Source organism: Rubrivivax gelatinosus (genome assembly GCF_016583785.1).
Taxonomy (GTDB): Bacteria; Pseudomonadota; Gammaproteobacteria; order Burkholderiales; family Burkholderiaceae_C; genus Rubrivivax; species Rubrivivax gelatinosus_B.
Map to the genome: position 1 here is coordinate 1 of NZ_NRRU01000100.1, position 21,048 is coordinate 21,048.

19 protein-coding genes and 1 pseudogene are annotated in these 21,048 nt (G+C 70.7%); 3 read left to right on the top strand and 17 right to left on the bottom strand.

Annotated elements, in window-relative coordinates; genetic code table 11:
• Positions 1-174: 174 nt before the first annotated feature.
• Both scpB and CKO43_RS20750 read right to left on the bottom strand, forming a co-directional pair.
• Complete coding sequence (gene scpB, locus CKO43_RS20745; protein WP_200232229.1) at positions 175-882, bottom strand: SMC-Scp complex subunit ScpB; 708 nt, start codon at positions 880-882, stop codon at positions 175-177.
• A gap of 130 nt (positions 883-1,012) precedes the next feature.
• The gene (locus CKO43_RS20750) at positions 1,013-1,990 is read right to left on the bottom strand and encodes an RluA family pseudouridine synthase (protein ID WP_200379807.1); all 978 of its coding nucleotides are present in this window, start codon (positions 1,988-1,990) and stop codon (positions 1,013-1,015) included.
• Between the two features lie 61 nt (positions 1,991-2,051).
• Between CKO43_RS20750 and CKO43_RS20755 the strand changes: the two genes are divergently transcribed.
• On the top strand, positions 2,052-2,870 hold the full coding sequence (locus CKO43_RS20755; RefSeq protein WP_275952000.1) for an outer membrane protein assembly factor BamD: 819 nt from the start codon (positions 2,052-2,054) through the stop codon (positions 2,868-2,870).
• 52 nt (positions 2,871-2,922) lie between these two features.
• On the opposite strand, the gene CKO43_RS25925 is transcribed toward CKO43_RS20755, so the two are convergent.
• The 3 genes and pseudogenes from CKO43_RS25925 to CKO43_RS20765 form a co-directional block, all read right to left on the bottom strand.
• Positions 2,923-3,841: ATP-dependent DNA helicase (locus tag CKO43_RS25925; RefSeq protein ID WP_431191970.1), on the bottom strand; the 919-nt coding region annotated here is incomplete at its 5' end.
• A 1-nt stretch (position 3,842) separates the two neighbouring features.
• Positions 3,843-4,900 (bottom strand): annotated as a pseudogene (locus tag CKO43_RS25930) (ATP-dependent DNA helicase); the annotation flags it as partial.
• Positions 4,897-5,100 carry a DUF465 domain-containing protein gene (locus tag CKO43_RS20765; protein ID WP_200232237.1) on the bottom strand — a complete coding sequence of 68 codons (204 nt, stop codon included), beginning with the start codon at positions 5,098-5,100 and terminating at the stop codon, positions 4,897-4,899. The pseudogene CKO43_RS25930 and the gene CKO43_RS20765, both read right to left, overlap by 4 nt.
• 43 nt (positions 5,101-5,143) lie before the next feature.
• Here CKO43_RS20765 and CKO43_RS20770 point away from each other — a divergent pair, with 43 nt between their 5' ends.
• On the top strand, positions 5,144-5,917 hold the full coding sequence (locus CKO43_RS20770; RefSeq protein WP_200232232.1) for a PP2C family protein-serine/threonine phosphatase: 774 nt from the start codon (positions 5,144-5,146) through the stop codon (positions 5,915-5,917).
• 84 nt (positions 5,918-6,001) lie between these two features.
• Here CKO43_RS20770 and CKO43_RS20775 read toward each other — a convergent pair whose 3' ends face one another.
• From CKO43_RS20775 to CKO43_RS20805, 7 genes are all read right to left on the bottom strand, one after another.
• Positions 6,002-6,604: a hypothetical protein gene (locus tag CKO43_RS20775; protein ID WP_242481264.1), complete on the bottom strand. Its 603-nt coding sequence runs from the start codon at positions 6,602-6,604 to the stop codon at positions 6,002-6,004.
• Between the two features lie 31 nt (positions 6,605-6,635).
• On the bottom strand, positions 6,636-7,736 hold the full coding sequence (gene zapE, locus CKO43_RS20780; protein ID WP_200379809.1) for a cell division protein ZapE: 1,101 nt from the start codon (positions 7,734-7,736) through the stop codon (positions 6,636-6,638).
• A gap of 34 nt (positions 7,737-7,770) precedes the next feature.
• Entirely contained in the window at positions 7,771-9,405 is a 1,635-nt protein-coding gene (locus CKO43_RS20785) for a GGDEF domain-containing protein (RefSeq protein ID WP_200379810.1), read from the bottom strand.
• A complete protein-coding gene (gene lpdA, locus CKO43_RS20790; RefSeq protein WP_200379811.1) occupies positions 9,405-10,823 on the bottom strand; it encodes a dihydrolipoyl dehydrogenase in 1,419 nt (472 codons plus the stop codon). The genes CKO43_RS20785 and lpdA overlap by 1 nt, the downstream gene beginning before the upstream one ends.
• Positions 10,824-10,832: 9 nt before the next feature.
• Positions 10,833-11,147: a PspC domain-containing protein gene (locus CKO43_RS20795; protein ID WP_200231788.1), complete on the bottom strand. Its 315-nt coding sequence runs from the start codon at positions 11,145-11,147 to the stop codon at positions 10,833-10,835.
• 10 nt (positions 11,148-11,157) lie between these two features.
• Positions 11,158-12,423, bottom strand: coding sequence for a 2-oxoglutarate dehydrogenase complex dihydrolipoyllysine-residue succinyltransferase (odhB, locus tag CKO43_RS20800; protein ID WP_200379812.1), 1,266 nt, complete (start codon positions 12,421-12,423; stop codon positions 11,158-11,160).
• 113 nt (positions 12,424-12,536) lie between these two features.
• Complete coding sequence (locus CKO43_RS20805; protein ID WP_200231790.1) at positions 12,537-15,395, bottom strand: 2-oxoglutarate dehydrogenase E1 component; 2,859 nt, start codon at positions 15,393-15,395, stop codon at positions 12,537-12,539.
• A 302-nt stretch (positions 15,396-15,697) separates the two neighbouring features.
• Here CKO43_RS20805 and CKO43_RS20810 point away from each other — a divergent pair, with 302 nt between their 5' ends.
• Positions 15,698-16,042 carry a hypothetical protein gene (locus tag CKO43_RS20810; protein WP_200379813.1) on the top strand — a complete coding sequence of 115 codons (345 nt, stop codon included), beginning with the start codon at positions 15,698-15,700 and terminating at the stop codon, positions 16,040-16,042.
• A 16-nt stretch (positions 16,043-16,058) separates the two neighbouring features.
• Here CKO43_RS20810 and CKO43_RS20815 read toward each other — a convergent pair whose 3' ends face one another.
• The 5 genes from CKO43_RS20815 to CKO43_RS20835 all read right to left on the bottom strand — a co-directional run.
• Complete coding sequence (locus tag CKO43_RS20815; RefSeq protein ID WP_200379814.1) at positions 16,059-17,009, bottom strand: NAD(P)H-dependent flavin oxidoreductase; 951 nt, start codon at positions 17,007-17,009, stop codon at positions 16,059-16,061.
• Positions 17,009-18,784, bottom strand: coding sequence for an acyl-CoA dehydrogenase (locus CKO43_RS20820; protein ID WP_200379815.1), 1,776 nt, complete (start codon positions 18,782-18,784; stop codon positions 17,009-17,011). Before CKO43_RS20820 ends, CKO43_RS20815 begins: the two co-directional genes overlap by 1 nt.
• A 64-nt stretch (positions 18,785-18,848) precedes the next feature.
• Positions 18,849-19,781 (bottom strand): electron transfer flavoprotein subunit alpha/FixB family protein, encoded by a 933-nt coding sequence (locus tag CKO43_RS20825; protein ID WP_200379816.1) that lies wholly within the window; start codon positions 19,779-19,781, stop codon positions 18,849-18,851.
• Between the two features lie 229 nt (positions 19,782-20,010).
• Positions 20,011-20,760 (bottom strand): electron transfer flavoprotein subunit beta/FixA family protein, encoded by a 750-nt coding sequence (locus tag CKO43_RS20830; protein ID WP_200379817.1) that lies wholly within the window; start codon positions 20,758-20,760, stop codon positions 20,011-20,013.
• A gap of 162 nt (positions 20,761-20,922) precedes the next feature.
• Positions 20,923-21,048, bottom strand: a 126-nt coding sequence (locus CKO43_RS20835) for a helix-turn-helix domain-containing protein (RefSeq protein ID WP_200379818.1), incomplete at its 5' end; no start/stop codon positions are given.

Sequence of the window (21,048 nt, forward strand, 5' to 3'; positions counted from 1 at the left end):
GCGGCACCGGCGCGGCCTCGGCCGGGGCGGTTTCGGGCGCCACGGCAGCGGCGTCGGCGGAAGCGACTTCGGGCGTTTCGGCCTTCTTGCGCGGCGCGCGGCGCCGCTTCGGCGGTGCGTCGTCGGCAGCAGGCACGGCGGTCACTTCCGGCGTATTTTCGGCGTCGTTCGAGCTCATGCGGTCTCGTCGGTCAGGGTGGTGTCGGGGTCGGGATTGCCGGCGGATGCAGGCGTCCCGGTGGGCGGCGCATCGGCGCCGGAGTCGGTCTCGGTGGCAGCGGCTTCGGCCGGTTCCAGCGCCAGCTGGCCCTGCCCGTCGCCCAGCAGCGAGGGCTGCTCGGCCAGGGCATCGAGCATGCCGGATGCAAGCTCGCCGCCATCCAGCGGCGGCAGCTGGTCCAGGCTCTTCAGGCCGAGGTCGTCGAGGAAGTGGCGGGTCGTCGCGTACAGCGCCGGGCGGCCCGGCGCCTCGCGGTAGCCGATGACCTCGATCCAGCCGCGGTCCTCGAGCTGCTTGACGATCTGGCTGCTGACGGTGACGCCGCGGATGTCCTCGATGTCGCCGCGTGTCACCGGCTGGCGGTAGGCGACGATGGCCAGGGTCTCGAGTGCGGCGCGCGAATACTTGGGCGGCTTCTCGGGGTTCAGCCGGTCGAGGTACTCGCGCATCTCGGGGCGGCTCTGGAAACGCCAGCCCGAGGCCAGCGCCACCAGCTCGACACCACGGCCACGCCAGTCGGCACCGAGCTCGTCGAGCAGCGTGCGCAGCGTGTCGTGCCCGAGCTGGTCGTCGAAGAGCACGCGCATCTCACGCAGCGGCAGGGGCCGGTCCGCGCAGATGAGCGCCGTCTCGAGGACGCGCTTCGCCTCCGAAGTGTTCATCGCCTGAGGTCAGGGAGCCCGCGTGCGGCAGGCAGGTCGTTCGTTTGGATCGGGTCCGGCTCGGTGCCGGGGCGAGGGATCGCCTGGAGTCGGGTTACGCGCGGCAGCGGCCAGCAGCGCCCGAACATTTTCATTCGAACGGTATTGTAACCCCAGCGATGACCCGCCACGCCGCCGAGAAATCAGGCGGCGGTGCGCACTGGAAAACCAGCGGCTCGCGCGTGACCGGATGCGCGAGTTCCAGCCGCACCGCGTGCAGCGCCTGGCGCACGAGCCCCAGCGCCGCACGGCCGCCGTAGACGGCGTCGGCGACGAGCGGATGGCCGCGGGACGCCAGGTGCACGCGGATCTGGTGCGTGCGCCCGGTGTGCAGGATGCAGCGCACGGCGCTGATGCCCTCCTGCGTGGCCAGGCATTCGACGTCGGTGCGCGCCGGCTTGCCCGACGCGACCACCGCCATGCGCACGCGCACCGCCGGGTCCCGGCCGATCGGCGCGTCCACGCGCTGCGAGGCCACCGTGCCATGCGCCAGCGCCAGGTAGCGCCGGTGCACGTCGCGCGCGGCGATGTCGCGCACCAGTGCGGTCACGGCCGGCAGGCTCTTGCCGACCATCATCACGCCCGAGGTGTCCTTGTCCAGGCGGTGCACGATGCCGCCGCGCGGCAGCGTCGCGGCGGCCGCGTGGTGCGCCAGCAGGCCGTTGAGCAGCGTGCCCGACCAGTTGCCCGGCGCCGGGTGCACGACCAGGCCCGCGGGCTTGTCCAGCACCAGCAGGTGCTCGTCTTCATAGAGCACCGCCAGCGCCATCGGCTGCGCACGGAAGGCGCGGCTCTCGTCGGTGGGCACGAGCTCGAGCTCGATGCGCTGCCCGACCCTGACCCGGCGCGACGCGGTGGCCGCACGCTGCCCGTCCACCTGCACATGGCCGAGGTCGATCAGGTGCTGCAGGTGGCTGCGCGAGAACTCGCCGGCCAGCGTCACCAGCACCCGGTCCAGGCGTTCGCCGTGCAGCGCGGCGTCGACGACGGCGCTGCGTTTTTCGATGCTGTCGTCGGCCGCGGACTCGTCTTCGCCGGCCGCCGCCGCGGCATCCGGGAGATCGTTCACGGGCGCAGACACCGCCTCCCTATAATCAGCCGCTTTTGGCACGCTTTCGGCACGCTTCCCGATGACGTTCTCCCTGAAGTGGCGCCTCGCGCCCGTGGCCGTGTCGACGGCCGTGATGGTGGCCACGCTGCAGTTGGCTGGCTGCGGCTCGTCGCCCAAGGACGAGCGCGCCGACGTGGCGGCGGAAAAATTGTATGCGGACGCCAAGGAGAGCATGGAGGCGGGCACCTACGATTCCGCCATCAAGTCCCTGGCGCGCGTCGAAGGCCTGGCCGCCGGCACGGTGCTCGCGCAGCAGTCGCAGCTCGACCTGGCTTACCTCTACTGGAAGACCGGCGAGAAGGCGCAGGCGCTGACGACGATCGAGCGTTTCATCAAGCTCAATCCGTCGAGCCCGGCGCTGGACTACGCGATGTACCTGCGCGGCATCATCAACTTCAACGAAGACCTCGGGCTCTTCGGCCGCATCGCCCAGCAGGACCTGTCCGAACGCGACCAGCGCGCCGCGCGCGACGCCTACCAGTCGTTCAAGCAGCTCGTCGATCAGTTCCCGCAGTCCAAGTACAGCCCCGACGCGCGGCTGCGCATGGACTACATCGTCAACTCGCTGGCCGGCTACGAGGTGCACGTCGCCCGCTACTACTACAAGCGCGGCGCCTACGTCGCCGCGGCCAACCGGGCCAAGCAGGCGGTGACCGAGTTCCAGCAGTCGCCCGCGGCCGAGGAAGGCCTGTTCCTGCTGGTGCAGTGTTACGACCGGCTGGAACTGCCGCTGCTGCGCGACGACGCGCTGCGCGTGCTGCAGAACAACTATCCGGACAGCCGCTTCCTCGCCCAGGCCGGCGAGCCCGACAAGCGCGCCTGGTGGAAGCTGTGGTGACCCGCCGCACCTGACGCAACACAACGGCCGCCCTCGAGGCGGCCGTTTTGTTTCAGTGGTCGGCTGCCAGCGTCTGCAGCCAGTCCAGCGCCTCTTCTTCGCTGCCGATCCAACCCATGGGCGGCAGCGCCGAACGCAGCCGCTTGCCGTAGCCCATCTGGCGCATGCGCGGGTCGCAGACGACGAGCAGGCCGCGGTCGCTCTCGGTGCGGATCAGGCGCCCGGCGCCCTGCTTCAGCGCCACCGCGGCCTCGGCGACGAAATACTGCTCGAAGGGGTCGCGGCCTTCGGCACGCAGCTGGCGCACGCGCGCCTCGACCAGCGGGTCGTTCGGCGGCGGGAACGGCAGCTTGTCGATGATCACGCACTGCAGCGCGTCGCCGGGGATGTCTATGCCTTCCCAGAAACTCTGCGAGCCCACCAGCACCGAGCCGCGGCCGTCGCCGAAACGCTGCAGCAGCGCGCGCCGCGGCTGCGTGCCCTGCACCAGCACCTCGAGCGCACGGCCCTGCCATTCGGCTTCGGTACGCAGCGCCTCGGCAATCTGCGGCAGCACGCGCAGCGTCGTCGTCAGCACGAAGGTGCGCCCGTCCAGCGCACTGGCCAGGCGCGCGGCGAGCGAACCGACCGCCGCCGGATGTTCGGCTTCGCTGGGTTTCGGGAAGCGCGCCGGGATCCAGGCGCGCGCATGGTTCGGGTAGTCGAAGGGGCTGCCAACACGCAGCTTGGTCGCGTCCTCCAGCCCGGCGGCAGCGCTGAACCAGGCCAGGTCGTCGTCCTCGCCCAGCGTCGCCGAGGTGAAGATCCAGGCGCGCGGCGCCGCCTGGCGCTGTTCGGCCAGCATCTCGCGGATGTCCAGCGGCGACTCGACCAGCCGCGCCTGCTGCGGCGACAGGTCGATCCAGCGCACGCGGCCGTCGGCCGCTTCTTCGGCGAAACGGGCCGCCAGGTCGGCGACGGCACGCGCGCGTNGCGCGTTCCTGCAGGCGCACGAAGTCCGGGCCGACGGCGGCGACACCGGCGGCGGCGTCGGCAGCCGCGCTGGCGGCTTCGCTCAGCGCCGCCAGCGGCGCGTCGAGGCGGCCGTCGCGCGCCCGTTCGTCCCAGCGCAGCTTGATGATGCCGCGCACCTCGCGCAGCGCGCCGGCGCAGGCCAGGCGCAGCTCGCGCGCGGCCTTCTCCAGCCCGGCCTGCAGTTCGTGCCAGGGCATCAGCCCGCGCGCCTGCGCCAGGCCCGCGGCCAGCAGGTCGCGGCCGATGTCCAGCACCTGGGCCGTGCCCAGCGTCGTGCCGAGGAACTGCACGCCGGTCTCGACGAGCTGGTGGGCTTCGTCGAAGACGGCGGCGTCGACCGTCGGCAGCAGCTCGGCGACGCCGCTGTCGCGCAGTGCCATGTCGGCGAAGAACAGGTGGTGGTTGACGACGACGAGGTCGGCCGCCATCGCGTCGCGCCGCGCCTGCATCACGTGGCAGTTGCGGTGTTCGGGGCAGTCGGTGCCCAGGCAGTTCTCGCGCGTCGAGGTGACGATGGGGATCACCGGCGAGCGTTCGTCCAGGCCCTCGATCTCGGCCAGGTCGCCGCTGCGCGTGGCCTGGGCCCAGGACTCGACACGCGCGAGCTGGCGCACGGCGAAGCGGTCGGGCAGCTCGGCCGTGCTGCGCGCCTGCATCAGGCGGTGGCGGCAGAGGTAGCTGGAGCGGCCCTTGAGCAGCGTCATGCGCACCGGCACGCCCAGCGCCAGCACCAGGCGCGGCAGGTCGCGCAGGAAGAGCTGGTCCTGCAGGCTCTTGGTCGCGGTGCTGACCAGCGCACGCCGGTCCGACAGCAGCAGCGGCACGAGGTAGGCGAAGGTCTTGCCGACACCGGTGCCGGCTTCGGCGACCAGGGTGCCGCGCTCCTCGACGGCGCGCGCCACGGCGGCAGCGAGCCGGTCCTGGGGCTCGCGGGGCAGGAAGGAAGGGTCATGGCGCGCGAGCGCGCCGTCGCTGTCGAAAGCCGCGGCGACCCGGTCGGCGAGGTCGCTGCTCACGCGGGTTCGGGCGGGTCGAGTTCGGTCTCGAGCCGCGAGATCTGGTCGCGCAGCAACAGACGGCGCTTCTTCAGGCGGCGCAGCACGAGGTCATCTGCAGGAACGGTGATCAGGTTGCGGTCGATCAGGTCGTCGAGGTCGGCGTGCTCGATGCGCAACTCGATCAGGCGCCGCTGCGGGGTTTGCAGGATGTCGTCCATGGTGCGCATCGAAGGCTGGTAGCCCGAGTTTATAGTCGGCCGCATGCCGCCACCCGCCGCCAGGCCCGCCTTCCGCATCAGCGCCACGACGGCCCTGCACCGCGGCGACCGCGCCTACCAGCAGGACCAGGTCGCGATCCTGCCGCACGGCCGCGTCAACGGCTGCGCGCTGGCCATCGTTGCCGACGGCATGGGCGGCAAGAGCGGCGGGCGCAAGGCCGCCGACCAGGTGCTGATGACCGCGCGCCAGCTCTTCGAGCGCCACGTCCCGAGCCAGGACCACACGCCCGAGTTGCTGAGCCAGCTGGTCACGGAGTCGCATCTGATGATCAAGCTGACGGCCATCACCGCCGAGGAGGAGCCGCACAGCACCATCGCCGCCTACCTGGTGCAGCCCGATCTGCGCTGCGACGTGGTGCACGCCGGCGACTCGCGCGTCTACCACTTCCGCGGTGGCGACATGCTCTGGCGCACGACCGACCACTCCTACGTCCAGCGCCTGATCGACGAAGGCAAGATCAGCGAGGAGGCGGCAAACAACCACCCGCAGTCCAACTTGCTGACCGGCTGCCTGGGCACGCACTCGGACCCGCCGGTGGCGCTGCACACGATCGACCGGCTCGAACCCGGCGACACGCTGCTGGCCTGCAGCGACGGCCTGTGGCACTACTTCACGCCCAAGGAACTGGGTGCAATCGTGCACGCCCTGCCGGCCCGCGAAGCCGGCGAGATGCTGGTGAACAAGGCGCGCCAGCGCGCGCGCGGCGGCGGCGACAACCTGTCGCTGGCGCTGATGCGGGTCGAGCCGCTGAAGTAGTTCAGCCGGTGCGCGTGACATCGCGCCCCGGCCCTCGGCAGGCGCGCGACGCCTTGCGGCGCCGCAGGTCCAGCCTCTCCAGCTTCAGTTGGCGGGTATGGACGGCCGTGGCGGCAGCGGCGCGACCGCCTTGCCCTTGGCACGTCGTTCGGCCTCGCGTTCGGCGATGCGCGCCCGGTCGTCGGCGGCCTGCTGGCGCTGGCGCTCGGCAGCATCGACACGGCGCTCGGCGCGTGCCGCCTCCTCGCGTTCACGTGCCGCCCGCTGCGCGGCCGATGGCAGCGCGAGCGGCTTGTCGGCGGGCACCGACGCGGCCTCGCGGATCACCGGGGCCGGCTGCACCGGCACCGGCGGCCGCGCCGCCATCTCGCGCTGGCGCGCCTCGATCGCGTCGAGACGGGCCGCGGCGCGGCGCCGGCGGTCCTGCTCGTCGAGCACCAGTTCCTGGTGTTTCAGCTGGTTCAGCGCCTCGCGCCGCCGCGCCTTGGCTTCATTGCTGCAGGCGGTGACGACGAAACGGGCGCGGCAATCGGCCTGCTCGGCGGCGTAGCGCGACTCGATGGCGGCGCGTTCGCGCGCGATGCGGGCGCGCTCGGCGCGCCCGTCCAGGTCGGAGGCGGCGAAGACCGCCGGTGCGGCGAGCAGCAGCGGCAGCAGCACGAGGTGGCGAAGACGGGGGCTGTCCATGGGCGCGAGTGTGCCCGATGCCGGCATGGGTTCAGGTGAGCGAGGTGTCGACCTCGCGCCGCTCCAGCCCCAGGTACTCGGCCGACTGCATCTCGCGCAGGCGCGAGACGGTGCGCGGGAACTCGTGCGCCAGCGGTCCCTCGGTATAAAGCTCCTCCGGCGCCGCCTCGGCCGAAACCAGCAGGCGCACGCGGCGGTCGTAGAGCACGTCGACGAGCCAGGTGAAGCGCCGCGCCTCGCTCGCCAGCCGCGGCGGCATGCGCGGCACGTCCGACAGGATCAGCGTGTGAAAGCGCGAGGCGAGCTCGAGGTAGTCGTTCTGCGAGCGCGGGCCGCCGCACAGCGTCTTGAAGTCGAACCAGACGACACCGCCGGCACGGCGCCGGGCGGGGATCTCGCGGTGCTCGATGTGCAGCAGCGGGTCTTCGTCGCGCGCCTCGGCCAGGTCCTCGAAGGCCTTGGCGAGCCGGCGCTCGGCCGCGGCATCGGCCGGGTGCAGATAGGTCTCGACATGCTCCAGCGTGCGCTGGCGGTAATCGATGCCGGCGTCGACGTCGACCACCTGCAACTGCTGCTTGAGCAGCTCGATCGCCGGCAGGATGCGGTCGCGGTGCAGCCCGTTCGGGTAGAGCGCGTCGGGGTGGAAGTTGGAGGTCGTGACGATGCTGACGCGGTTGGCGAACAGCGCCGCCAGCAGCCGGTGCAGGATCATCGCGTCGGTGACGTCGGCGACGTGGAACTCGTCGAAGCAGATCAGCCGGAAGCGGCGCGCGATGCGCCGGCCGAGTTCGTCCAGCGGGTCGGCGGTGCCTTTCAAGTCCTGGAGCTCGCGGTGCACCTCGCGCATGAACTCGTGAAAGTGCAGCCGCGTCTTGCGCGTCAGCGGCACGGCCTGGAAGAAGCAGTCCATCAGGAAGCTCTTGCCGCGGCCGACACCGCCGTACATGTAGACGCCTTGCGGAATCGGCGGACGCACCAGCAGCTTGGTGAGGCGGTTGCTGCGCCGTGCCTTGTAGTCGGCCCACTCGTTCTCGCAGCGCTCGAGCGCATCGATGGCACGCAGTTGGGCGGGGTCGGCCTGGTAGCCGCGTTCGGCCAGCAAGGCCTGGTACAGCGCTCGGACGCCGGTCATGGGCGGGGCTCGGAATTCTCGGGAGGGGTGGATGCTAGCCGGCCATGCCGGGGTCGAGGACGACCCGGTCGCGGCCTTCGTGTTTGGCCCGGTACAGCAGCGCGTCGGCACGGGCCAGCGCCGGCGGCAGCGGCTCGCCAGGCAGCACCCGGGTGACGCCGATGCTCACGGTCACCTTCAGTCCTTCGGCAAGTGCCGCCCAGTCGTGGCCGTGCAGGGCCAGGCGCACGCGCTCGAGCACGCTGGCGGCGTCGGCGAGCGAGACACCGTCCAGCAGCGCGACGAACTCCTCGCCGCCCAGGCGCGCCAGCAGATCGGGCGCGCGCAGCGAGGCCGCCATCTGCGCCGCCGCGGCCTGCAGCACGGCGTCGCCGACGAGGTGCGAGAAGCGGTCGTTGATGCTCTTGAAGTGGTCCAGGTCCAGCACCGCGAGCACCTGCCCGCCGTCGCCGCGCGCGTCGAACGCCGCCTCGAGCGCACGCCGGTTGGGCAGCCCGGTCAGCGCATCGGTCCCGGCCAGCAGGCTGACGTGGCGCACGTCGGCCTCCAGCCCCTGGTTGTGGGCGCGCAGCTGGCGGTTCTCGTCGCGCAGCTGCAGCTCGACCAGGCGCGCGGCGAGTTCGTCGATGCGCTCGTCCAGCGCCGCGCGCACGGTGGCGAGCTGGCGGGCATGGCTGCGGCGCAGCAGCGCCAGCGCCGGCGCCGCGCGGCCGGCCAGTTCCTCTGCCCGCGCGGCCCGCTGCAGCCAGGCGGCGCCGCCGTCGCTGCAACGCGCGACCAGCTGGCAGGCGGCTTCGGCCGCGGCGCCCGGGTCCTCGCCGCGGCGGCGCAGCAGTTCGCCCAGCAGCAGCCAGGCGTCGCTCATCAGGCCCGGCGGCAGGTCGGCGGCTGCGGTGGTCAGCGTCTGCAGCAGCGCCAGCGCGGCGGCTTCGTCGCCGTGGCGCGCCAGCCAGCCGGCGGCCAGGAAGTCGTGGCTGCTGCGCCCCGGCAGGCCGCGGGCATGCAGCGCCGCGGTCGTGCGCTCGACCGCGTCCAGCGGCGCGCGCAGTTCGGCGAGCAGCGCCGCCGCCTTGGCCGGCTCGACCTCGTGCAGCTGGTCCCAGGCCTGCAGCCCGCTGTGCACGACGTTGATCTGCAGGCGCAGCAGGATGGACTCGTCGGCGAGCACCAGGCCGGCGCGCAGCGCACGCCGCGCCGCCTCCAGCGCATGCAGATCCAGCCCCAGCGCCTGATAGGACAGCGTGACGCCGGTGAAGACTGTCGCGACGGCGCGTGCGTCGTCGACGCCCGCCATCAGCCGCAGCACATGGCCGACGGCCTGCATCGAGGCTGCCGGCTGCTGGCTGCGCGCACGCTCGGACGCCACCAGCACCCAGGCCGAGGCCTCGAGTTCGACCACCCCGGCCGCCTGGGCGTGGACGATCGCGCGTTCGGCCCATTCCTGGGCCGGCAGCGGCTGCTCGCGGTTGGCGTGGCCCTTGGCCAGCAGCAGCGCGGCCTCGGCCGCCAGCTGCAGTTCGCCGTCGGCCAGCGCCTCGGCGTGCAGCGCCTGCACCAGCGGCCCGGCGCTGTCGAAGCGGTTCTGCGCGAAGGCCTGGCGTAGATGCGCCAGCAGCGCGAGGGCGGCTTCGCGCCGCTCGGGCGCGGCCACCCCGCGCGGCGCGCGCATCAAAAGTTCAGCGTGCGCTTGTCGACCGCCAGCGCCGCTTCCTTGACCGACTCGGCCAGCGACGGGTGGGCGTGGCAGATGCGCGCGATGTCCTCGCTGCTGGCCTTGAAGGCCATCGCGACGCAGGCCTCGGCGATCAGCTCGCTGGCCATCGGGCCGACGATGTGCACGCCCAGGATCTCGTCGCTGGTGGCGTCGGCCAGGAACTTGACCATGCCGGTGGTGTCGCCGAGCGCCCGTGCGCGGCCGTTGGCCAGGAAGGGAAAGGTGCCGGCCTTGTAGGCCCGGCCTTCGGCCTTGAGCTGCTGCTCGGTCTTGCCGACCCAGGCGATCTCGGGGCTGGTGTAGATGACCCAGGGGATCAGGCCGAAGTCGACGTGGCCGTGCTGGCCGGCGATGCGCTCGGCGACCGCCACGCCCTCTTCCTCGGCCTTGTGCGCCAGCATCGGGCCGCGCACGACGTCGCCGACGGCCCAGACGCCCGGCAGGCTGGTGCGGCACTCGTCGTCGACGACGATGGCGCCGCGTTCGTCGAGCTTCAGGCCCACGGCCTCGGCGTTCAGGCCGACGGTGTTGGGCTGGCGGCCGATCGAGACGATCAGCTTGTCGACCTCCAGCGTCTTCTCGGCGCCCTTGGCGTCGGCGTAGGCGACGCTGACGCCCTTGGCCGTGGTCTTGATCTCGCCGATCTTCACGCCCAGCTCGACCTTCAGGCCCTGCTTGGCGAAGGCCTTCTGCGCCTCCTTGGCGATCTGCTCGTCGGCCGCGCCCAGGAAGGCCGGCAGCGCCTCGAGCACCTGCACCTCGGCGCCGAGCCGGCGCCAGACCGAGCCCATCTCCAGGCCGATGACGCCGGCGCCGATGACACCCAGCTTCTTCGGCAGCGCGACGATGCGCAGCGCGCCGTCGTTGCTCAGGATCTTGTCCTCGTCGAAGGGCAGGCCGGGCAGCGCGCGGGCGCTGGAGCCGGTGGCGACGACGACCTGCTTGGCCGTCAGCACTTCGTCGCCGACGGCGATCTCCCAGCCGCCGTCGACCGCCTTCACGAACGAACCACGGCCATGGAAGAACGCGACCTTGTTCTTCTTGAACAGGTAGAGGATGCCGTCGTTGTTCTGCTTCACGACCGCGTCCTTGCGCGCGACCATCTTCGCGACGTCCATCGACAGGCCCTTGACGCCGATGCCGTGCTCGGCGAAGTGTTTGGCCGCGTGTTCGTAGTGCTCGCTGGACTGCAGCAGCGCCTTGCTCGGGATGCAGCCGACGTTGGTGCAGGTGCCGCCCGGGGCCGGGCCGCCCTTGTCGTTCTTCCACTCGTCTATGCAGGCGGTGGCAAAGCCGAGCTGGGCGGCGCGGATCGCGGCGATGTAGCCGCCGGGGCCGCCGCCGATGACGATGACGTCGAATTTCTTGGACATGTTGTCTTTCTAGACCGGGTCTTCGGGCACGAAGATCCACAGCAGCAGGTACAGCAGCACGCCAGTGCCGCCGAAGGAGGCGAGGCCGACGGCGACCAGGCGCCAGATCCAGGCCTCGACGCCGGTGGCCTGCGCCAGGCCGCCGCAGACGCCGCCTATCCAGCGGTCGCTGCGGCTGCGGCGCAGCCGGTTGACGGCGTCGAAGGTCGGCGCCGGGGCACCGCCATCGAGCAGGCGCGCCTTGGCACGAGCGAACTCGTCCTCGGAGAGCACACCGCGCTGGCGCAGTTCGTCCAGGCGTGCGAGTTCGTCGGCCAGGCTCATCGCGCCGGCATCAGATGTCGAACAGCAGGCGCGCCGGGTCTTCCAGCGCTTCCTTCATCGCCACCAGGCCGAGCACGGCTTCGCGGCCGTCGATGATGCGGTGGTCGTAGGACATCGCCAGGTAGTTCATCGGCCGGATGACGATCTGGCCGTTCTCGACGGCGGCGCGGTCCTTGGTCGCGTGCACGCCCAGGATGGCGCTCTGCGGCGGGTTGATGATCGGCGTCGACAGCATCGAGCCGAAGACGCCGCCGTTGCTGATCGAGAAGGTGCCGCCGGAGAGTTCCTCCAGCGACAGCTTGCCGTCACGAGCCTTGGCGCCGTACTCGGCGATCTTCTTCTCGATGTCGGCAAACGACATCTGGTCGGCGTTGCGCAGGATCGGCACCACCAGCCCGCGCGGTGTACCGACCGCGATGCCGATGTCGAAGAAGCCGTGGTAGACGATGTCGCTGCCGTCGACCGAGGCGTTGAGCACCGGGTACTTCTTCAGCGCCGCGACCGCGGCCTTCACGAAGAAGGACATGAAGCCGATCTTGACGCCGTGCTCCTTCTCGAAGCGCTCCTGGAAGCGCTTGCGCATCTCCATCACCGGCGCCATGTTGACCTCGTTGAAGGTGGTCAGGATGGCGTTGGTGGCCTGCGACTGCAGCAGGCGCTCGGCGACGCGGGCGCGCAGGCGCGACATCGGCACGCGCTGCTCGGGACGCTCGCCCAGGTTGACCGCGGGCGCGGCCACCGGCGGCAGCGGCCGGGCGACCGCGGGCGCGGCCAGCGCGGCGACCGGCGCGGCAGGCTTGGGGGCAGCGGGCTTGGGCGCGGCCAGCGCGCCGAGCACGTCGCCCTTGGTGACGCGGCCGTCCTTGCCGGTGCCGGGCACCGAGCCGGTGGCCAGGTTGTTGTCGGCCATCAGCTTGGCGGCGGCGGGCATCGCGACGCCGGCCTTGGAGCCGCCGGCGGCTGGGGCCGCGGCAGCGGGAGCCGCTGCGGTAGGCGCCGGAGCAGCGGCGGCGGGTGCGGCGGCGCCGGCCTTGGCCTCGGTGTCGATCTTCGCGATCAGCTGGTCGCTGCCGACGGTGGCACCGTCGGCTTCGACGAGTTCGGCCAGCACCCCGGCGGCCGGTGCCGGGACTTCGAGCACGACCTTGTCGGTCTCGATCTCGATCAGGATCTCATCGATCGCGACCGCGTCGCCGGGCTTCTTCTTCCACTGCAGCAGGGTGGCTTCCGCGACCGATTCGGACAGTTGCGGGACCTTCACTTCAACGATTGCCATGGTGTTTCTTCTGGATGAGGTGTCACGCCATCAAGTGGCCGCCGCGGACCGGCTTCGCCGGGCCGCCGGCGGCGCCCCTTGAGGGGAGCGCCGAAGGCGCTACGGGGTGGTCCTTACTTCGTCAAGACAAAGCCCTTGAGCTTGCCGTAGGCCTGCTCGAGCAGCGTCTTCTGCTGCTCCTGGTGCAGGTGCGAGTAGCCCACGGCGGGCGATGCCGACGGCGGCCGGCCGGCATAACCCAGCTTCTGGCCCTCGAGCATGTTCTCGTGCACGTAGTGCTGCACGAAGAACCAGGCGCCCTGGTTCTGCGGTTCGTCCTGGCACCACACGACTTCGGTCGCGTTCGGGAACCGCTTGAGTTCGGCGGCGAAGGCCTTGTGCGGGAACGGATAGAGCTGCTCGACGCGGATGATCGCCACGTCAGCGGCCTTCTTCTCCTCGCGCTTCCTGATCAGGTCGTAGACCACCTTGCCCGAGCAGCAGACGACACGCTTGACCTTGTCGGCCTCGGCCTGCGGGTGCAGCGAGGTCATCACGGTGCGGAACTCGCCGCGCGTGAACTCGGCGAGCGGCGAGGTCGCGTCCTTGGCGCGCAGCAGCGACTTGGGCGAGAAGATGATCAGCGGCTTGCGGAACTGGCGCACCATCTGCCGGCGCAGCAGGTGGAAGATCTGGCTGGCCGAGGTCGGCTGCACGATCTGCATGTTGTTGTCTGCGGCCAGCTGCATGAAGCGCTCCAGGCGCGCCGAGCTGTGCTCGGGGCCCTGGCCTTCGTAGCCGTGCGGCAGCAGCATCACCAGGCCGTTGGCGCGGCCCCACTTCACTTCGCCCGAGGCGATGAACTGGTCGATGACGACCTGGGCGCCGTTGGCGAAGTCGCCGAACTGCGCTTCCCAGATCGTCAGCGTGTTCGGCTCGGCCGAGGCGTAGCCGTATTCGAAGCCGAGCACCGCCTCTTCCGACAGGATGGAGTCGATGACGACGAAGGGCGCCTGGCCGTCGGCGACGTTCTGCAGCGGCACGTAGGTGCCGGTGTCCCACTTCTCGCGGTTCTGGTCGTGCAGCACCGAGTGGCGGTGGGTGAAGGTGCCGCGCCCGCAGTCCTCGCCCGACAGGCGCACCGCGTAGCCGCTGGCGACCAGCGACGCGTAGGCCAGCGTCTCGCCCATGCCCCAGTCGACGTTGATCTCGGCGCGGCCCATCGCGGCGCGGTCGGCCAGCACCTTCTCGACCAGCGGATGCAGCTTGAAGGTCGGCGGCACCGTCGTCACGCGCTCGGCCAGGCGCTTGACCTCGGCCAGCGGCAGCGCGGTGTCGGCGGCGTCGGTCCACTTCTTGCCGAGGAAGGGCACCCAGTCGACCGCGTACTTGCTCTTGAAGTTCGTCAGCACCGGGTTGCTGGTGTGGCGGCCTTCGTCCATCGCGGAGCGGAAGGCCTTGACCATCTGGTCCGGGCCGTCCTCGGCGAGCACGCCCTGGGCGACGAGCTTGTCGCCGTAGAGCTTGCGCGTGCCGGGGTGCTGCGCGATCTTCTTGTACATCAGCGGCTGCGTCAGGCTCGGCGTGTCCTGTTCGTTGTGGCCGAGCTTGCGGAAGCAGACGATGTCGACGACGACGTCCTTCTGGAACTGCTGGCGGTAGTCCATCGCCAGCTGGGTGCACAGCACGACGGCCTCGGGGTCGTCGCCGTTCACGTGCAGCACCGGCGCCTCGATCATCTTGACGACGTCGGTGCAGTACAGCGTCGAGCGGCTGTCGCGCGGGTCGCTGGTGGTGAAGCCGATCTGGTTGTTGACGACCAGGTGCACCGTGCCGCCGGTGAAGTAGCCGCGCGTCTTGGCCAGCGCCAGCGTCTCCATCACGACGCCCTGGCCGGCAAAGGCGGCGTCGCCGTGCACCTGCACCGGCAGCACCTGGCTGCCGCTCTTGTCGCCGCGGCGGTCCATGCGCGCCTTGGCCGAACCTTCGACGACCGGGTTCACGATCTCGAGGTGCGAGGGGTTGAAGGCCAGGCTCAGGTGGACCGGGCCGCCGACGGTGGTGACGTCGCTGGAGAAACCCTGGTGGTACTTGACGTCGCCCGAGGGCAGCGCCTCGGGCGCGGTGTGGTCGAACTCGGCGAACAGGTCCTTGGGCATCTTGCCCAGGGTGTTGACGAGCACGTTCAGGCGGCCGCGGTGGGCCATGCCGATGACGATCTCCTGCACGCCCTTGCCGCCGGCGCGCTGCACCAGCTCGTCCATCGAGGCGATGAAGCTCTCGCCGCCTTCGAGCGAGAAACGCTTCTGGCCGACGTACTTGGTGTGCAAGTAGCGCTCCAGGCCTTCGGCGGCGGTCAGGCGCTCGAGGATGTGCTTCTTCTCGTCGACCGTGAAGTTCGGCTTGCTGCGGCTGGACTCGAGCCGCTCCTGCCACCAGCGTTTCTCGGCCGGGTCGGTGCCGTGCATGAACTCGACGCCGATGGTGCCGCAGTAGGTCTCGCGCAGCGCCTGCAGGATCTCCCGCAGGCTCATGTTCTCGGCCTTGCTGAAATACGTGTTGGCGGCCGAGAACATGATGTCCATGTCCGACTCGCTCAGGTCGTAGAACGCAGGCTCGAGCTCGGGAATCTTGGCGCGCTCGGTGCGCTTGAGCGGATCGAGGTCGGCCCAGCGCGAGCCGAGCACGCGGTAGGCGGCGATCAGGCTCTGGACGTGGACCTGCTTGCGCGCGACGGCGAGGTCGGTGGCGCTGGCCTTGAGCGTGAAGGCATTGGCCTTGGCGCGCTGGGCGAAGGATTCGACGACGGGCGCGTGAGCGACGTCGCGGCTGTCGGAGCCGTCGACCGCGGGCACGTGCTGGAGGTTGTCGAAGTAGGCGCGCCAGTTGTCGGGCACGCTGCCGGGGTTGTCGAGGTAGGCCTCGTAGAGTTCCTCGACATACGGGGCATTGCCCCCGAACAGGTACGAGTTCGACCTGTACTGCTGCATCATCTTTCGCGCACCTTTCACCCCGGTTCCCAGGGCTACGATGGGTTGATCAACCTTCCGCGGCCCCGGCTTCACCGGTTGGCGGATTGCGACCCGCCTTGCTGTACGTCTGACTCAGCAAGGGGACGGGAAGGACCAGACACGGACCGTATCCAGCGAAAGACTGTAGCACTTGTGGTGATTTGACGTAGCCGGGTGTTCGGCGCCGCGCCGGCCGGTTACGGGCTCCGGTCGTGGCAAATGGCACGGTGCGAGGTCCTTGATCCGGGTTTGCTGCCGGCCCGCCCGGGCGCAGACTGGCGCCGATGCAAGGCCGCAGGATCCTGATCGCCGCGTCGGCGCCGCCCAAGCCGGCGCAGGGCGCTGCCTGCAACGGCTGCGGCGTCTGCTGCGCGGCCGAACCCTGCCCGCTGGGCGTGTGGATCTCGCGCCGGCGCCACGGCGCCTGCGCGGCGCTGCTCTGGGTCGAGCACGAATCGCGTTACCGCTGCGGCGTGATCGCCGAGCCCGGCCGCCACCTGCCCTGGCTGCCGGCGGCCTGGGCCGGGCGGCTGGCGCGGCGCTGGATCGCAGCCGGCGCCGGCTGCGACGCCAGCCTCGAAGTCGAGGCGGCCGCAAATCAAAAGGCCGGCGTCCCGCCGGCCCGCTGAAGCGCCGTCCGCGCGCTCAGCCCAGTGCCAGGCGGCGGCGCGCCGCCGCGTACTCGCGCTGCAGCCGGGCGACGAGTTCGGCCGTCGGCAGCACCGCCTTGACCGCGCCTATGCCCTGGCCGCAGCCCCAGATGTCCTTCCAGGCCTTGGCACCGTCGCCGCCGAAGTTCATCTTCGACGGGTCGCTCTCGGGCAGGTGCTCCGGGTCCAGCCCGGCGGCGCGGATCGAGGGTTTCAGGTAGTTGCCGTGCACGCCGGTGAAGAGGCTGGAATAGACGATGTCGTCGCTGCTGCTGTCGACGATGCACTGCTTGTAGGCGGGGCTGGCGCGGGCCTCGTCGGTGGCGATGAAGGCCGAGCCGATGTAGGCCAGGTCGGCGCCCATGGCCTGCGCGGCCAGCACCGCGTCGCCGGTCGCAATGGCGCCCGACAGCGCCAGCGGCCCGTCGAACCAGGCGCGGATCTCCTGGATCAGCGCGAACGGGCTCTTCACCCCGGCGTGGCCGCCGGCACCCGCGGCCACCGCGATCAGCCCGTCGGCGCCCTTCTCCACCGCCTTGTGCGCGAAGGCGTCGTTGATGACGTCGTGCAGCACGATGCCGCCCCAGGCGTGCACCGCAGCGTTCAGGTCGCTGCGCGCGCCCAGCGAGGTGATGACCAGCGGCACCTTGTAGCGCGCGCAGACCTCGAGGTCGTGCTCCAGCCGGTCGTTGCTCTTGTGCACGATCTGGTTGATCGCGAACGGCGCGGCCTTGCGCTCGGGGTGTTCGCGGTCCCAGGCGGCCAGCGTCTCGGTGATCTCGGCCAGCCACTCGTCGAGCTGCGACGCCGGCCGCGCGTTCAGCGCCGGCATCGAGCCGACGATGCCGGCCTTGCACTGCTCGATGACGAGCTTGGGGTTGCTGATGATGAACAGCGGCGAGCCGATGACCGGCACCGACAGCCCCTGCAGGATGGGCGGCAGCATCAGAAGGCCTCCAGTTCGAGCGCGGTGACGGCGCCCGCGCCTTCGACGATCGAGTCGCGCAGGCCGGTGCAGCGGTTCAGGATGTGGTCGCCGTAGAAGCGGGCGGTGGCGATCTTGGCGCGCATGAACTCCGGGTCCTCGCCGGCGGCGAGCCGGTCTTCGGCAACGGCCAGCGCACGCGCCATCTGCCAGCCGGCGACCGCCGTGCCGGCCAGCATCAGGTAAGGCACGCTGCCGGCGAAGACGGCGTTCGCATCCGTCCTGACGTTCGCCAGCACGAAGTCGACGACGTCGAGCAGAGCCTGGCGCGCGGCGCCGAGCCGGCGCGCCATCGTGCGGCTGGCATCGCTGGCGCGGGCGGCGAGTTCGGTTTCGGTGGCCTCGATCCGGGCCGCGATCGCGCGTGCGGTGGCGCCGCCGTCGCGTGCGGTCTTGCGGCCGACCAGGTCGTTGGCCTGGATCGCCGTCGTGCCTTCGTAGATCGTCAGGATCTTGGCGTCGCGCAGGTACTGCGCCGCGCCGGTCTCCTCGATGAAGCCCATGCCGCCGTGCACCTGCACGCCCAGGCTGGCGACGTCCAGGCTCATCTCGGTGGACAGGCCCTTCACCAGCGGCACGAGGAACTCGTAGAAGGCCTGGTTCTGCTTGCGCACGGCTTCGTCCGGGTGCGTGTGCGCGGCGTCGTAGGCGGCGGCAGCCACCAGCGCCATCGCCCGGCACCCCTCGGTGTGGGCGCGCATCGTCATCAGCATGCGGCGCACGTCGGGGTGGCGGATGATGGCCGAAGCACCCGGCGTCGAGCCGTCGACCGGGCGGCTCTGCACCCGGTCGCGGGCGTAACGCACCGCGAGCTGGTAGGCGCGTTCGGCCAGCGCGATGCCCTGCACGCCGACGCCGAAACGCGCCGCGTTCATCATGATGAACATGTACTCGAGGCCGCGGTTCTCCTGGCCGACGAGGTGGCCGACGGCGCCACCATGGTCGCCGAATTGCAGCACTGCGGTCGGGCTGGCCTTGATGCCCAGCTTGTGTTCGATGCTGACGCAGTGCACGTCGTTGCGCGTGCCGTCGGGCAGGAACTTCGGGCAGACGAACAGCGAGATGCCCTTCACGCCCTCGGGCGCACCGGCCACGCGTGCGAGCACGAGGTGGACGATGTTCTCGGCCATGTCGTGTTCGCCCCAGGTGATGAAGATCTTGGTGCCGAAGAGCTTGTGGCTGCCGTCGGCCTGGGGTTCGGCGCGCGTGCGCACCAGCGACAGGTCGCTGCCGGCCTGCGGCTCGGTCAGGCACATCGTGCCGGTCCAGCGGCCCGCGATCATGTTCGGGATGTAGGCGGCCTGCTGCTCGTGGCTGCCGGCGGTCAGCAGCGCCTCGATCGCGCCGTCGCTCAGCAGCGGGCACAGCGCGAAGCTGATGCTGGCGCTGTTGACCATCTCGCCGCAGGCCGCGCCGATCAGCTTGGGCAGGCCCTGGCCGCCGAACTCGACCGGGTGCTGCAGCCCCTGCCAGCCGGCTTCGGCGAACTGGTGGAAGGCCTGCTTGAAGCCGGGCGTCGCGTGCACCTGGCCGTCGGCGAAGCTCGACGGCCTGACGTCGCCTTCACGGTTCAGCGGGGCGACGACGTCCTCGTTGAAACGGGCGCACTCCTCCAGCACGGCAGCTGCTGTATCCAGTCCGGCGTCCTCGAATCCGGGCAGTTGGGCGACGGCGTCGATGCCGGCCAGCTCCTTCATCACGAACAGCATGTCCTTCACCGGGGCACGGTAGGTCATTGTTGGTCTCCAGATGGAAAAAAGGCGCCGCGGACGGCGCCTGAGGGGACGAATCAGTTCAGGTTCACAGGCTGGCGACGAGTTCCGGCACCGCGGTGAACAGGTCGGCCTCGAGGCCGTAGTCGGCGACGCTGAAGATCGGGGCCTCGGGATCCTTGTTGATCGCGACGATGACCTTGCTGTCCTTCATGCCTGCCAGATGCTGGATCGCGCCGCTGATGCCGGCGGCGATGTAGAGCTGGGGCGCGACGATCTTGCCGGTCTGCCCGACCTGCCAGTCGTTGGGCGCGTAGCCGGCGTCGACCGCGGCGCGGCTGGCGCCGAGCGCGGCACCCAGCTTGTCGGCCAGCGGCAGCAGCACCTCGTTGAACTTGTCGCTGGAGCCGAGCGCACGGCCGCCGCTGACGATGATCTTGGCGGCGGTCAGCTCGGGCCGGTCGCTGGTGGCGATCTCGCTGCCGACGTAGACCGACAGGCCGGCGTCGGCCACGGCCGGGATCGATTCGACCGCGGCGCTGCCGCCGGTCGCCGCCGCGGCGTCGAAGCCGGTGGTGCGCACCGTGATCACCTTGACCGGGTCGGCGCTCTGCACGGTGGCGATGGCGTTGCCGGCGTAGAACGGGCGCTCGAAGGTGTCGGCCGAGACGATCTTCGTCGCGTCGCTGATCTGGGCGACGTCGAGCAGCGCGGCGACACGCGGCGCGACGTTCTTGCCGCCGGCGGTCGACGGGAACAGCACATGGCTGTAGCCCGAGGCGATGGCGACGACCTGGGCCGACAGGTTCTCGGCCAGGCCGTGGGCCAGCGCCGGGCCGTCGGCGTGCAGCACCTTGGCGACACCGGCGATCTGCGCCGCGGCCTGGGCGGCGCCGGCGGCGTTCTCGCCGGCAACCAGCACGTGCACGTCGCCGCCGCAGGCCAGCGCCGCGGTGACGGTGTTCAGGGTCGCGCCCTTGATGTTCGCGTTGTCGTGTTCGGCAATGACAAGAATGGGCATATCAACAGCTCCGGCGCAGTTCGCGCGGCAGACGGGAGACGGACGGTGAAGCACCGAGCGGCCGCCGCGGAACCGGCTTCGCCGGGCCGCTGGCGGCGGCGCCACCCTGGGGGGCCGAGCCGGGACGGGGAGCGTCCAGTGGACGCTCCCTGCCAGGTGAGGAGCCGGGCCGATGGCCCGGCGCGGCCTGCAAGGCAGCGCCGAAGGCGCTTCGGGGGGGAGTCATTCCTCAGATCACCTTGGCTTCGTTCTTCAGCTTGGCCACCAGCGTGGCGACATCGGGCACCTTGACGCCGGCGCCGCGCTTGGGCGGCTCGCTGACCTTCAGCGTCTTCAGGCGCGGCGTCACGTCGACGCCCAGGTCGGCCGGCTTGAGGACCTCCAGCGGCTTCTTCTTGGCCTTCATGATGTTGGGCAGCGTGACGTAGCGCGGCTCGTTCAGGCGCAGGTCGGCGGTGACGACGGCCGGCAGCTTCAGGTCCACGGTCTCGGCACCACCGTCGATTTCGCGCGTGACCTTGGCGCGGCCATCGGCGATCTCGATCTTGCTGGCGAAGGCACCCTGCGCCAGGCCGGCGAGCGCGGCCAGCATCTGGCCGGTCTGGTTGGCGTCGTCGTCGATCGCCTGCTTGCCGACGATCACCAGGCCCGGCTGCTCCTTGTCGACCAGCGCCTTCAGCAGCTTGGCGACCGCCAGCGGCTGCAGTTCCTCGGTGGTCTCGACCAGGATCGCGCGGTCGGCACCGATCGCCATCGCGGTGCGCAGCGTCTCCTGGCACTGCGTAACGCCGCAGGACACGGCGACGATCTCGGTCGCGACACCCTTCTCCTTGAGCCGCACCGCCTCTTCGACGGCGATCTCGTCGAAGGGGTTCATGCTCATCTTGACGTTGGCGATGTCCACCCCGGTGCCGTCGCTCTTCACGCGGACCTTGACGTTGTAATCGACCACCCGCTTGACGGGGACCAGCACCTTCATGCCTCAGCTCCTGGGAGTTGACGTTGACGTTACCCGACGATTCTAGTGGGGGGCTTCGCGACACACCGCAGGAGGCCCCAGAAATCGAACGATCGTTCTATTTTGTGCGAGACAGGCGGGGCCGACTACTGGTAATCCCCCTGCCCCGTGGGTGCCGCGGCCTCAGGCCGCCGCCGGCTCGCGCAGCCAGCGCCACAGCGTGCTGCGGTTGACGCCCAGCAGCTGTGCCGCTTCGCCGGCGCGGCCGCCGCAGCGCTCCAGCGCCTGGCGGGCGCGTTCGGCACGCGG

Bases quoted from the DNA above. Each gene is read 5' to 3' on its own strand.
- scpB (WP_200232229.1), bottom strand. From the start codon at position 882: ATGAACACTTCGGAGGCGAAGCGCGTCCTCGAGACGGCGCTCATCTGC.
- CKO43_RS20755 (WP_275952000.1), top strand. From the start codon at position 2,052: ATGACGTTCTCCCTGAAGTGGCGCCTCGCGCCCGTGGCCGTGTCGACG.
- CKO43_RS20765 (WP_200232237.1), bottom strand. From the start codon at position 5,100: ATGGACGACATCCTGCAAACCCCGCAGCGGCGCCTGATCGAGTTGCGC.
- CKO43_RS20770 (WP_200232232.1), top strand. From the start codon at position 5,144: ATGCCGCCACCCGCCGCCAGGCCCGCCTTCCGCATCAGCGCCACGACG.
- CKO43_RS20775 (WP_242481264.1), bottom strand. From the start codon at position 6,604: ATGGACAGCCCCCGTCTTCGCCACCTCGTGCTGCTGCCGCTGCTGCTC.
- zapE (WP_200379809.1), bottom strand. From the start codon at position 7,736: ATGACCGGCGTCCGAGCGCTGTACCAGGCCTTGCTGGCCGAACGCGGC.
- CKO43_RS20785 (WP_200379810.1), bottom strand. From the start codon at position 9,405: ATGCGCGCGCCGCGCGGGGTGGCCGCGCCCGAGCGGCGCGAAGCCGCC.
- lpdA (WP_200379811.1), bottom strand. From the start codon at position 10,823: ATGTCCAAGAAATTCGACGTCATCGTCATCGGCGGCGGCCCCGGCGGC.
- CKO43_RS20795 (WP_200231788.1), bottom strand. From the start codon at position 11,147: ATGAGCCTGGCCGACGAACTCGCACGCCTGGACGAACTGCGCCAGCGC.
- odhB (WP_200379812.1), bottom strand. From the start codon at position 12,423: ATGGCAATCGTTGAAGTGAAGGTCCCGCAACTGTCCGAATCGGTCGCG.
- CKO43_RS20805 (WP_200231790.1), bottom strand. From the start codon at position 15,395: ATGATGCAGCAGTACAGGTCGAACTCGTACCTGTTCGGGGGCAATGCC.
- CKO43_RS20810 (WP_200379813.1), top strand. From the start codon at position 15,698: ATGCAAGGCCGCAGGATCCTGATCGCCGCGTCGGCGCCGCCCAAGCCG.
- CKO43_RS20815 (WP_200379814.1), bottom strand. From the start codon at position 17,009: ATGCTGCCGCCCATCCTGCAGGGGCTGTCGGTGCCGGTCATCGGCTCG.
- CKO43_RS20820 (WP_200379815.1), bottom strand. From the start codon at position 18,784: ATGACCTACCGTGCCCCGGTGAAGGACATGCTGTTCGTGATGAAGGAG.
- CKO43_RS20825 (WP_200379816.1), bottom strand. From the start codon at position 19,781: ATGCCCATTCTTGTCATTGCCGAACACGACAACGCGAACATCAAGGGC.
- CKO43_RS20830 (WP_200379817.1), bottom strand. From the start codon at position 20,760: ATGAAGGTGCTGGTCCCCGTCAAGCGGGTGGTCGATTACAACGTCAAG.